Below are 12,755 nucleotides of genomic sequence, written 5' to 3' on the forward strand. Positions count from 1 at the left end.
GTTCTTCTCCTTAATTACGATAGTTGTTCTACATTAATCTGTGGTAAAACAGCTTCAATCTGACTCATCACAGCAATATCCTTGGTAAAGGCGGTAGCTGCACCACATGCCATTCCGATACGGAAGCTTTCAGCTGGATCATTGGTCTTAACATAAGTTCCAACAAAACCAGCAATCATTGAGTCACCAGCACCGACTGAATTAACAGCCGTACCCACAGCTCCTTTAGCGTGATAGAAATGATCTTTGGTAATCAAATAACCGCCTTTGCCAGCCATTGAAACCATCACGTTTTGCGCTCCCATATCAAGTAGCTTACGTGCACATTCAAGCATATCTTGATCTGAATCAAAGGTAGTGTTGAACAGCTCAGCAAGTTCGTGATGGTTAGGCTTGATTACTAATGGCTTGTAACTCAGTGTGTCAAGTAGTGCCTGACCGGTTGTATCAATGACAAACTCGGCGCCAGCTTCCTTAATTTCTGGCAATAATTCTTTGTAGAAGTCTACTGGCAAACTTGGTGCAAGTGATCCACTTAAGACCACAATATCACCCTTTTGTAAATCACCCATTCGTGACTTGAAAGCAGTAATTTCTTGATCTGTAATATTTGGTCCCGCAGCATTAATCTCGGTTTCGTCTTGTGCATGAACCTTCACATTGACGCGCGTATCGTCTGAAATAGTCACAAAGTCATTAACAATGCGGCGTTGATTTAGTTGACGCACCAACTCTTTACCGGTAAAACCACCGACAAAGCCCCAAGCAGTATTGTCAATTTCAAGCTGATTTAGAATTTGGGAAACGTTGATTCCCTTACCCCCAGCAAGAAATGAGCAATTATTGCTACGGTTAACATTACCGCTATCCACTTTGTCTAATTGAATGACATAGTCCAAAGCAGGATTAACGGTTACCGTATATATCATTATTTGGCCTCCTTCAAATTAACCTTTGCAGGTAAAATCTTTTTGTTTTGTACCTTAAGTTTATTTGTGATCACGGTGAGGTGTTTGACGTTGCCAAAAACAGCGAAGTTACGTTCACCAATTTTAGTTTCATCCGTCAAAACGTAAGTATGATCTGCACAGGCAATTGCTTGCTTCTTAATGGCTGCTTCCTCTGGATCCGGTGTTGTCAGATTACCATTGTGATCAATTCCATTAGTTCCAATAAAGCTGGCAGCAAAGTTCATGCTCTGCAATTGTTCAATCGCAAATTGCCCAATCACAGCATGAGTATCTTCTTTAATCTTGCCACCCAAAAGCATGGTGTTAATGCCATGCCCAACAGCACTTAGTGCTGTTTCAATTCCATTAGTGACAATGGTTATACCTGCTACATTGGCAAGAAACGGAACCATTTCATAAGCAGTTGTACCTGCATCGATAAAAAGATAATCATTTTCATGCACGTAATGCTCAACTGCGTAGCGTGCAATTCGAACCTTATCATCGTGATTCATTGTGAAGCGAATATGCTGCGAAACATCATGAGCAAGTTTCTTAACCGACTGTGCACCACCATGAACTCTTCGAACTAAACCTTTTTCTTCCATTCGAATTAGGTCTCGCCGAATCGTCGACTCTGACGTTGCCGTCAGTTTGGACAAGTCGCAAACACGACATAGTTCATGTTGATTAACATAGTTTTCAATCAACTTTTGACGTTCCTGTGTTAGCATCTTCCCTCACCTCCGAAGAGTATTTTATGCGCGTTTCCATTCAAAATCAATCATTTTTACTCAAAATCATTCACTTTTACGCAAAAACAAGCAGCCTATTCTTAACTCCTAACCTTAAAGACAACAAAAAAGCTGTACGCTATTAGCATCACAGCTTTCTCTTCACTATTTACGTAGTTCTTTTTGCGCAGACGGCAAAATAAATGAGCAAACAAACCCAATAATTGCAAAAATTAACATCATGATAAAGCCTAAGCGATAGCCATTATCCAACCTTATTGCTTCGCTTACACCGCTGCCAGTTGCTCCTAATGTTATAACTAGCATCGCCAAAGCAGTCCCAAGTGAACCACCTATTTGTCTAATGGTTGATGAAACAGCATTCGCATGAGCTGTCATATTTGTATCCACTTGATTAATTCCAGCAGTAAAAGTAGTCATCATGGTGAAAGAAATACCAATCATTCTTAGCGCATAGCATAAACTAATTAAAACTAGACTTGTTTTAGTGTTGAAAATCAACATTGGTAGAGTACCTAACAACAACATCCCAAAGCCAAACAAAGACAGTTTTTTAATGCCAAATTTATCATATAAAGTACCTGAAATCGGATTGCAGATAATCATTATTAAGGCTCCAGGCATCATCACTAAGCCAGAAGTTAATGCAGTTTCCGCACGCGTTGTTTGTAAATACAATGGCAAAACTAACTCTATTCCTACCATTGAAATGTTACTAATTGTGCTAAGCAATGTACACAGATCAAAGCCTGAATTTTTCAAAACTCTGATATCTAATAAAGGTTTAGACATCTTCAACTGGCGACGACAAAATAGCCAAATAATTACAATACCAATAATAAAAATCAAAGTTAAAGTTACGGTGATTTTACCAGTATTACCTATTTCTGACAGTGCATACAAGATCAACCCAAATCCTACAATTGATTCCAGAAAAGAAACCACATCGACTGAGCTTAAATGAGCAACAGTGATATTTTGAATTGTAAAAAAGGCAAGTACACATACTAAAGCACTGGCAAAGCTTAAAATTATAAATAGCATTTGCCATTCTGCATATTTCAAAATCAAGCCTGAAATGGTTGGTCCAACGGCTGGTCCAAAACCAATTACCAATCCAGTGATTCCCATTGCCATTCCACGCTTTTCTGGTGGAAATAGAATTAAAATGACATTTTGAATAAATGGCATCAGCCCTCCCGCGGCAATGGCTTCAATAATACGTCCCAGTAGCAAAACTTCAAAATTTGGCGCAAACAGACAAACTAACGAGCCAGCAAAAAAGATTGCCATCATAGTTAAAAAATTGTTTTTGAGACTAAATGACTCAAAAATCCAAGCCGAAATCGGAATCATTAACCCAACTACCAATAAATATGCCGTGGTTAACCATTGAGCTGTTGCCTGTCCCACGTTAAACGACTTCATGATTGACGGTAATGCATTATTTAAAAAAGTTTCAGCCAATAATGAAACAAAGGCACCGAACAGTAGCACCGCCATCATCAGCGCTCTTTTTTTACCAGAAATTTCTTTCACTTCTTTTTCCATTTTTTCTCCCTTTTATAATATGTAGCAAGCTACATTTAATAGAAATAAAGCATGACTTTATTTAAAACCTTCAATTATTTGATCGAGAAAAGCTTCAAACTGCTCAACTTCAACAACTGATGAACCTTGTGTGATTTGTTCATTAGTGTTATCAAGAATTGCATGAATTTTGTTAATGTTCTTATCAACTAGAGCAAAGCCCTTGTCAGATAATTGCAAAACTATTTGACGTTGGTCAGTTTCAAGGTGGGCTGTATAAATCAGACCATTTTCTTCCAAGCGTCGCACAATTCCTCTGATTGTTGGATGACTTAGCACAAACATATCCGCTATTTCTTTTTGCGTCACCGTTCTATCTTTGGCATCATACAGAAAAACCATTAACGATATCTGTGCACCAGTTAAAGAATAGTCCTTGAACATTTCTCCAAACTGATTATTTAGTTGTTTTTCAATTAATGTATTCGCAGCTTTGATTTTAGGACCAATTCGGTTTAAATATACGTTCATGATTTCCCTCACCTCATTTGTGTAGTATACTACACAAAATTATTTTTGCAATTTAAGATAGGAATTTTACGTATCACTGTAAGTGATTTCAGAATAATTTTCATATTTTCATTTGTGCTACAATGAAAACATTGTAATTTAGCATTTAGAAAGGTTATGCATTTAGTAATGGACGAAAATAGCACAAGTCAAGAAGAGCATCATATATCTGGCCATCATCATATGAGAATTCACTGGAAAGAGTTCTTTAAAAGTCCAGATGATACTTTAATAAAGGATACAACGCTAGTGGAAAAGGGCTCGCTAGTTGGCCGAATTGGACTGATGCTACTGGAATGTGGAACAGGAGCATGGCGCGTGCGCGATTCAATGAACACAATCTCACGGGCACTGGACGTCACCTGTTCTGCCGACATTGGACTGCTGACTATTAGCTACACCTGCTTTGACGTTGATAACAAGTCATACTCCCAAACCCTATCTTTGCCTTCTACTGGCGTCAACATGAACAAACTCAATAAATTAGAAGATTTCGTACGCCGCTTTGAAACAGAAAACGAATATTGGACAATTGGGGGCGTTCATCATGAACTTAATCAAATTGAACGTCATACGCAAACCTATCCTATTGCTATTTCTGCTTTAAGTGCAGGCATCGCTTGTACTAGTTTCATTTTTCTACTCGGCGGCGGACTGCCAGAAATGATTTGTACTTTCTTTGGTGCAGTTATTGGTAATTACTTACGTGAATACATGGGAAAAAAGAAAATAACTTTAGTTGCTAAAATTGCAGCTGGAGTTGCAGTTTCGTGTGCTGTTTACTTCCTCTGTTTTAAACTAGGACAGTTATGCTTCGGCTGGAGTTACAGCCATGCTTATGGCTATATCGGGGCTATGCTCTATGTTATTCCCGGCTTTCCATTTATTACTTCTGGACTTGATATGTCAAAACTAGACATGAGGTCTGGGCTTGAGCGATTAGCCTACGCCATTTTGACTATTTTGATTGCAACTATGGTAGGTTGGGGCATGGCAACAGCCTTAAGTTTAAAGCCTGGCTCTATTCCTGAATTGCAACTTAATCCACTTGCGTTAACCATCTTTAGACTAATTGCCAGTTTCTGCGGTGTTTATGGTTTCTCAATCATGTTTAACGCCAAGCCATCAATGGCTGCAGTTGCAGCAATTATCGGCGCATTTTCTAACACTTTACGTCTAAATTTAGTCGAATTTAATCATTTACCAGCTGCCTTAGCAGCCTTTATTGGTGCACTGATTGCCGGCTTAATTGCTAGCTTCGTCCGTGATAAAGTTGGATTCCCGCGAATCGCCATTACCGTTCCGGCCATTGTTATCATGGTTCCAGGGCTCTACATGTATCGAGCAGTTTTTAATTTTGGTGTAACTAATATTAATATCGGAGCATATTGGATCATGAATGCTCTAATGATTATTAATGCTTTGCCAATTGGATTATTAACTGCCCGAATTCTAACAGATCCAAAATGGCGTCATGCAGATTAGTATTTAAAACTAAAAGTTTTGTAAAACCAGCTGATAAGAGCTGGTTTTTTCTTTTCTTCTTTTCGAGTAAAGGCGTACTTTATAAAAATAAATTAACAAAATAGTTCGGATAAATTGTATTTATGAGCTAATTTTTATGTTAAAATTTAAATATGTTATATATAAAGTGAACATTATTTTCAGGAGGAATAAAATGAGTTCAACTGTGACGCCAGAATTTACCCGCGGTTTGCCTAAGGCAGAATTGCACTTGCATATTGAAGGTACACTAGAACCAGAACTAAAGTTAAAACTGGCTAAACGCAATAATGTTGATATTGGACAAGAAACTATTGAAGATGTCCAAAAAACATATGATTACCATGATTTAGCATCATTTTTAGCTGTTTACTATCCAGCTATGAATGTTTTACAAACCGAAGAAGATTTTTATGACTTAGCTTGGGCATATTTGACCAAGGCTGCGGCTAACAACGTTCGCCACGTTGAAATATTTTTCGATCCTCAAGCTCATACCAGCCGTGGTATTCCTTTTGAGACGGTTATCAATGGCTTATATCAAGCAACAATTGACGCTCATGCATTAAACGTTGATGCTCACTTAATCATGTGCTTTTTACGTGATTTCTCTAAAGAATCTGCACGCCTAACTTTGCAAGAAGGTCTGAAATATCGCGATAAGATCATCGGGGTTGGACTTGATTCAGACGAACATAACAATCCACCACTAAAATTTGCACGTCAATTTGAAGATGCTGCTGCTGCAGGACTTCACTTGACTACTCACTGTGATATTGACCAAAAAGATTCCATTGAGCACATTCAACAAGCATTAGAAATTATGGAAGTTGAACGTCTTGACCACGGAACAAACATTGTTGAAGATCCTGATTTAGTTGAATTAGTAGCTAAAAGGCAAATTGGTTTAACCTCATGCCCACTATCAAATGGTTTTGTTTCTCCAGAAATGAAAGGTGAAGAAATAATTTCTCTTTTAAAAGCAGGAGTTAAAGTATCAATTAATTCAGACGATCCTGCCTATTTTAAAGGTTACATCAGTGATAATTACTATGCACTTGCACAAAAGTATCAGCTATCGCAAGAACAAGTTGTTCGATTAGCCAAAAACTCTTTTGAATCTTCTTGGATTAGCCAAAAGCAAAAAGAACTCTACTTAGCAGAAATTGATTCCTATGTTGCTAAGTTTAGTAAATAAAAATAAAAATCAAAACCAATAAAAAAACAACTTCCATTTTTTAGAAGTTGTTTTTTTGAGAGAATATAGAATTAAAACTAACTTATGTTTACGCCTTATCTGCAATTGCTTTAACTGCATTTCTACCTGAGAAAATACAGTATCCGGCATGTGTTCCTGGAACGTTGACACCGTATGTATCGCCATAGAGAATCGCGGAACCATCACTACCAATTGCATATAGTCCTTCAATTGGTCTGCCTTTAGTATCTAGAACTTCATTATCTGTATCGACTCTTAAGCCATCACCAGTTGTATAGGCTCCGACACCTAATTCAATTGCATAAAATGGACCATTGCCATCAACAGGTAATAGATATTTAGCAGGTTTATGGAAATCTGTATCTTCACCGTTTGCTGCCATTTCATTGTAATGTTTTACGTATGAAACCAGATTTGGTGTATCGATTTCTTCAGCCAGTTCTTCAAGGGTGTTAGCTTTGTGTAAGTACTCGCGGCCATCTTTTTCGGCCTGCTCTATATCATCACGCAAGGTTGGATAGCGATCTTCTGGTACAAATGGCTTCATTGACCTTGGATAGGACTTATCGGTAAAATCGTCCAGAATTTTTTGGCTGAAGACGCAGAAGACACGCTCTTGACGGTTCATTGCATTACCTTCATTAGCCCAGTTGACGACCGCAGCACTTTCATCAACAAAACGTTCACCTAATTCATTAACCCACATTTGTGGCTGATCACAAACTGAGCTCCAAATTGCTGTGCCCCATAACTTAAATGATGGAACTGTGCGATCTTTTAGCTGGCCACCAAACATCATTGACATCCCTGTAAAGAATTGTTTAGCACCAAGTTGCCAAGCCAATTTCAAGCCATCACCTGTGCTCTTGCCTGAATTTACTGGAATAACATTATCAGGGTTTTGATGTGGTGTTTGTTCCATTAACTCTAAATTGTTCAAGTAGCCACCAGTTGCTAAAACAACATTTTTAGCTTTAACAACAGTATCGGTATTATCTTCAACATTAGTCAGAGTCACTTCAAAGGAACCACTCTTAGCTTTTTGAAGATCAGTAACTCTAGTTAATGTCTTAATTTCGACACCGTTTTCTTTGGCATATGGCTCTAAACCATTATGAATTGCATCATGGCCTTTGCCCTCAAACAAATGCCATGTTTTAGCGCCATCACCAAGTCCGGCAACCATCGCAATTTTGGCACCATGGTCTTCAAGCCAAGAAACATTAGTACCAGCTTGATCAATGTACTTTTGCCACATTTTACCGTCAGCCTTGTAGTGCGAATAGTTTAACTCTTCTTTTAAAAGTTCTTCTTTATCAAGTGCAGAATTGTCTTTTTGTTGCAATGCAGAATCAGCTGCAAAAACACCTTCAACATAGTTACCAGTACCACCGGTTGTCTTGCCTTTTTCAACTAACAGCGTTTTTAAGCCTTGTTCCCCCGCTTCAGCAGCTGCTGCAAAGCCTGCAAGTCCAGCACCAGCAATTACTACATCATATTTTTCTTCAGCCATCACTATTCTCCTTTTTGGCTAATAATTACTTACCAGCTTTTGCTGTCTCAGCAGCATCAATTCCTGCCAGTCGGCCAGAAATGTAAGCAAATCCTAAAGTTCCGCCTTCGAAATCAACGTAAGCTTTACCATACATTCCAGACGCATCAGCACCAGCAACATACAAGTTCGGTACGGGCTCACCATCTGGAGCAAGTGCATGCATTTTTTCGTCAATTGTTGCACCACCGAGTGTACCTAAGTTACGTGCAATGAATTTAACGGCATAAAATGGACCTTGTTCTACTGGAATCATGCGCTTAGTATCAGAGAAGAACAGATCATCCTCGCCCTTCTTTTTAGCGTTATTATACTGATCTACTGCATTTTGCAAGTTTTCTTCGTTAACTCCCATTCTTTGGGCCAATTCTTTAATAGTCTTTCCAATAAAGACCACATTGGTTGAAGACAATTTATCCAAAAGTGTCGTAAAATCAACTTTTTCATGCTCACGCTTGATTGCTTCGTCAGTGTCAGTAGGGAAATTAAATTCCATATAGAATTCACGGTGATCTTTCCATTTGCCATAGTGATCTTCGATTGCTACTGTTCCGCCTTCTTTGATCTTATCAAGCATTGCTTGATCCAAAACAACAAATTCGGTTTGTTGTGGTTGCTCTGACAATTCAGCTCCGTGAACTGCAAAGTCGAGTGCATGAGTTTCACTGGCATAACGTTGACCACGATTGTTAACACGTAAGTTTGGAAAATCAGCTAGCGCATTGATTGGCATCCAATTAGGACCAACAATTTTAGCCATTTCACCAATATCTTCATCACTAAAAGTTTGCCAGAAGTAATGCGTAGAACCATTAATATGGTGGGCAGTTCCGGCATCCCATGCCATGTTTAAGCCATCACCAGTATTTTGTAAAACTTGGCCTTGTGTACTTACATCGCCCAAGTACTCCTTACGCATTTTTGGATTACCACCAAAACCGCCAGTAGCAATGATTACCTTTTTAGCATTGACATGTAAAACTTGATCATCGCCATGTGCAACAACGCCAGTAACATTGCCGTTATCGTCTTGCAATAGTCTCTGACCGGCAAAGCCAAAGTACATTTTGCCGCCTAAAGACTTAAACTTTTCGATTAATTTAGTGACAGCTTTTGTACCGCCTTCTTGGTAACCATGCAATGTAGCGGGCATGCCGATATGGTCATAACTACCGCCCGTTCCGGCATCTACTAACTTCATGATTGCACCATTTTCGTTTAACCAATCAACTGTCTTACCAGATTCATCAATAATGCGACGAACTAAAATTGAGTTCATATAACCTTGAGAAGCGTCCATGTATTCGTCATAGAGCCACTTCTTAGATACAACCGCATTCTTTTCTTTCTGTTGTTGACTATCACCAGCAAACATACCACCAGCAAAAGTACTTGCACCAAGAGGTGAAATCGTCTTTTCAATTAAAGCCACACTTGCACCATGTTGACGTGCAGCAAGAGCTGCAGCAACACCAGCACCGCCTGCTCCAACAACTGCTACATCAACATCCACTGTTTTTTTACCAGATGCGTTAGAATGCGAGCTATTCTCTTTTAAAGCAGCAAAATCAACTTGTGCTTTGCCTAAAGCTTCTTTTACACCTTCGATAATTCCACGTGAAGTTTCAGAAGCGCCTGAAACAACGTCAACATCAACTGATTGATGGTCAACAATTTTTTGCGCCATTTTCTTAAAGGCATTATCTGCCAAGCTATCAGGTGCATATTTATCTAATGGTTTTACATTAACTATTTTGTCAGAGCCAACTTCAACCTCAAGGTTAATTTCGCTCTCTTTGCCTTGACCAGAACCTGTATATTTACCAGGTATCTTTGTAATTTCCTTTGTCATAAGAATTATTCCTTTCTAAGCCATAACCTTTAATGTAATCTATTCGTGCTCACGAGCAGCATTTGGATCTGGTAAAATTGCTAGCACGATTACTTGAATCATAAAAACAACACCTTGAATAATAAAAGTTAACGCATAATTTGCACCGGCAATTGCTGAAATAATAACCGGAACTCCATATGAAAGAAGTAATGAAACAGTACCTACTAAACCGCCGGCACTACCAGCATTTTTAGGTCCAATTTCAGGGAATGTGATAGGCATTGCTTGCATGATAGGTCCGGTCATGGCACCAAACACACCACCGAGTATCAAAGCAATTGTTAGTGGCATTCCTAAAGGAATGTACCAAGTAACTGCCATTAATAAACCTCCTAAGATTGTAATAAGAATCATTAATGGTTTTGCCTTTTTAGCTTTATTAATAATTGCAGGTCCAAATAATGAACCACATAAGCTACCGATTGTAGCTACAGCCGCAACTGCACCAGCTTGAGCAGGACTCATACCTCTAGCGGCAAAAGCCTGTGGCATAATGCTTGAAAAGGCCTCACTAGAACCCATTCCGAAGCCAACAGCCAAAGCAACATACCAAGTTTTCTTACTGTGAGCAGCAGCTTTAAAGAATTCGAGTGAAGACTCAGCCTTTCCATCTTCCACTTGTGGTTGAGGAATTTCTTCTCCTTCTGGAGTATCTTTTACAAAAATCATCCAACAAACTGCTAAAACTAATAAAACAGTAGATGAAAAAGTATATGCTATTTGAACGCTTGGGAACATTGAGCTGGTAGCTTGGGAAAGCATGATACCAACACTGGCTGAGGCAAAGAAAACACCCATAGCGGTATTAGTATCTTGCTTGAACCAAGTACCGAAAATCTTTAAAGTGTTCGCGTTTAACAGTGCCATGTAAACACCAAATAATAGCAACATAATCATTAGTGTAACGAAGTTGGTTGCAATTAAACGGCCATATGCACCTATTACAGAAATAACCAGTCCAACTGAAACAATCTTTTTTGCACCAAATTTATCCGCAAGTGATCCTGCAGGAATACTCAAGAAAACTGCAATTAACATTGGTGCCATTACTAAACTCTGCAGTTGTGCTGGTGAAATATGCAAAGCTGGCATAATTTGAACGGCTAAAGCAGAAATTTGAAATTGAATGTAACTGCTTGTTGCATCAAGCAAAGCAGCAATTGCCAAAATTACCCACCGATAATTCGAAAGCTTCGGTAATTGTTTTTCTTCCATGATTCTTTAACTCCTTTTTGATAAAAACTAATTTTCAGCTGCGTATTGCCCAGCTAATCGACCGAAAGTCTGAGCGTGGCTGCAAGTAAGGCCAGGAACCCGGTCAGGATAACTACCCCAGAAGAAACCACCACTTGCATTACCAGCTGCATAAAGATGCGGAATTGGCTTACCTTTTTTATCGATAACTTCCATCTTGGTATTGATGCGTAATCCATCAAGTGTTGCGAGAAGTCGACCGCCCATAATGACACCGTAATATGGTGCCTTATCAACTGGGAATAATCTGAACTTTTCTTTACCAAAGTCTGTATCTTCGCCTTGCTCACACATTTCGTTATAGCGTTTAACAGTTGCAACCAAGTTTTCTTTTGGTAATTCCAGTTTTTCAGCTAATTCCTCAATTGTGTCGGCTTTCTGAATCATACCATCATCAATTCTGCGCTTAATCTCTTCTTTGTTTTCCTCAGTATTGTAAATGCCAGGCCAACCCAAACGTGAACAGCCCTGGGTATCAAATTGAGCCAAATGATCCATTGTGTCTTCTGACCAAATTTGTGCTTCCAAGTAACCAGGCTGCTTAGCCATTGCATTAATATCAAATTGATAAGGAACACTTTCGTTACCAAAACGTTCACCATTAAGGTTTACTTTTAGTAACGGATAAGCACCCATCCAGAAGTATCCTGGATCTTTAAAGTCGATTTGATAGTGTTCTTCCGCATTAGTACCGACTGGCACAGCACCACGATCAAAAATAATTTCTGCTGGTTCTTCATCGCGAGCAGCTCCCACTTTAAGTCCAGCTAGAATACCTGAACCATCATCACGAGGTCCATCTGAATAAACATTTTTCTTGTAGCCAAGTGGATCCCACTTTTTCATTAATTCAACGTTTCCACCATAACCACCTGTACAGATAATGACTCCCTTATTGGCATGGTATTCAGTTTTTTCACCACTAGAACGGTCACTTGTAATGATACCGGTAACAGCACCACTATCATCCGTTACTAATTCTTCAAGCTTAGTATTATATTTAAGCGTTACTCCTAGCTCTTTAATCTTATCAATCATCCAATCACCATAATGAGCCCAACCATTATCAGGTGTTGCGATTGCCAATTCGGTGTTAAACGCGGTGTTAACAATCGTTTCATAATGAGCGTCAGATTGCGGTCTTAAGACTCCACCATTAGGCTTCAAAATGTTATCTTCCAGCCAGTTAGCTGTTTCATCCGTGTGATTAGCCCAGGTCCATAACAAACGTTCATCAACATTATCTTGGAAAAACAACGTCAAAAAGTTCATCAGTTTAGCTTTATCAACTTTAATGCCAGCTCTTCTTTGTGCATTACTATCTAGTGCTGCAAAGAATGAACGGTAGAGAAATTGGGAACTCCCTTGTTTATCAATTAACAGGACTTTAGCACCCTTTTCGGCTGCTGCACATGCTGCCATTCCACCAGCATTGCTTGCTCCTGCAATAATAACGTCATAAGTATTATCCATTTTTTATCCCTCACTTTTAAAGCAATTCTTCTAACCGCTTTCATCATACTGCTAA

10 protein-coding genes are annotated in these 12,755 nt (G+C 39.0%); 2 read left to right on the forward strand and 8 right to left on the reverse strand.

Features of this window, described 5'->3' with window-relative positions; genetic code table 11:
• Window positions 1-14: 14 nt before the first annotated feature.
• From pfkB to DKL56_RS06970, 4 genes are all read right to left on the reverse strand, one after another.
• The gene (pfkB, locus tag DKL56_RS06955) at window positions 15-929 is read right to left on the reverse strand and encodes a 1-phosphofructokinase (protein ID WP_074425882.1); all 915 of its coding nucleotides are present in this window, start codon (window positions 927-929) and stop codon (window positions 15-17) included.
• Window positions 929-1,684 carry a DeoR/GlpR family DNA-binding transcription regulator gene (locus DKL56_RS06960; RefSeq protein ID WP_109715876.1) on the reverse strand — a complete coding sequence of 252 codons (756 nt, stop codon included), beginning with the start codon at window positions 1,682-1,684 and terminating at the stop codon, window positions 929-931. The genes pfkB and DKL56_RS06960 overlap by 1 nt, the downstream gene beginning before the upstream one ends.
• Before the next feature lie 165 nt (window positions 1,685-1,849).
• Window positions 1,850-3,256, reverse strand: coding sequence for an MDR family MFS transporter (locus tag DKL56_RS06965; protein ID WP_109715877.1), 1,407 nt, complete (start codon window positions 3,254-3,256; stop codon window positions 1,850-1,852).
• 57 nt (window positions 3,257-3,313) lie between these two features.
• A complete protein-coding gene (locus tag DKL56_RS06970) occupies window positions 3,314-3,766 on the reverse strand; it encodes a MarR family winged helix-turn-helix transcriptional regulator (protein ID WP_074425885.1) in 453 nt (150 codons plus the stop codon).
• A 168-nt stretch (window positions 3,767-3,934) separates the two neighbouring features.
• On the opposite strand from DKL56_RS06970, the gene DKL56_RS06975 reads away from it, so the two are divergent.
• Complete coding sequence (locus tag DKL56_RS06975) at window positions 3,935-5,290, forward strand: threonine/serine exporter family protein (protein WP_239440580.1); 1,356 nt, start codon at window positions 3,935-3,937, stop codon at window positions 5,288-5,290.
• A 193-nt stretch (window positions 5,291-5,483) separates the two neighbouring features.
• Window positions 5,484-6,506, forward strand: coding sequence for an adenosine deaminase (gene add, locus DKL56_RS06980; protein ID WP_109715879.1), 1,023 nt, complete (start codon window positions 5,484-5,486; stop codon window positions 6,504-6,506).
• Between the two features lie 88 nt (window positions 6,507-6,594).
• Here add and DKL56_RS06985 read toward each other — a convergent pair whose 3' ends face one another.
• The 4 genes from DKL56_RS06985 to DKL56_RS07000 are packed head-to-tail and all read right to left on the reverse strand — an operon-like array spanning window position 6,595 to window position 12,700.
• The gene (locus DKL56_RS06985) at window positions 6,595-8,040 is read right to left on the reverse strand and encodes a vinyl phenol reductase (protein WP_109715880.1); all 1,446 of its coding nucleotides are present in this window, start codon (window positions 8,038-8,040) and stop codon (window positions 6,595-6,597) included.
• A gap of 25 nt (window positions 8,041-8,065) precedes the next feature.
• On the reverse strand, window positions 8,066-9,931 hold the full coding sequence (locus DKL56_RS06990; protein ID WP_109715881.1) for an FAD-dependent oxidoreductase: 1,866 nt from the start codon (window positions 9,929-9,931) through the stop codon (window positions 8,066-8,068).
• A 39-nt stretch (window positions 9,932-9,970) separates the two neighbouring features.
• Entirely contained in the window at window positions 9,971-11,188 is a 1,218-nt protein-coding gene (locus DKL56_RS06995; protein ID WP_109715882.1) for an MFS transporter, read from the reverse strand.
• A gap of 27 nt (window positions 11,189-11,215) precedes the next feature.
• Window positions 11,216-12,700 carry an FAD-dependent oxidoreductase gene (locus DKL56_RS07000; protein ID WP_109715883.1) on the reverse strand — a complete coding sequence of 495 codons (1,485 nt, stop codon included), beginning with the start codon at window positions 12,698-12,700 and terminating at the stop codon, window positions 11,216-11,218.
• Window positions 12,701-12,755: the final 55 nt, after the last annotated feature.

The sequence above is a fragment of the Lactobacillus apis genome, assembly GCF_003150935.1.
Classification (GTDB): domain Bacteria; phylum Bacillota; class Bacilli; order Lactobacillales; family Lactobacillaceae; genus Lactobacillus; species Lactobacillus apis.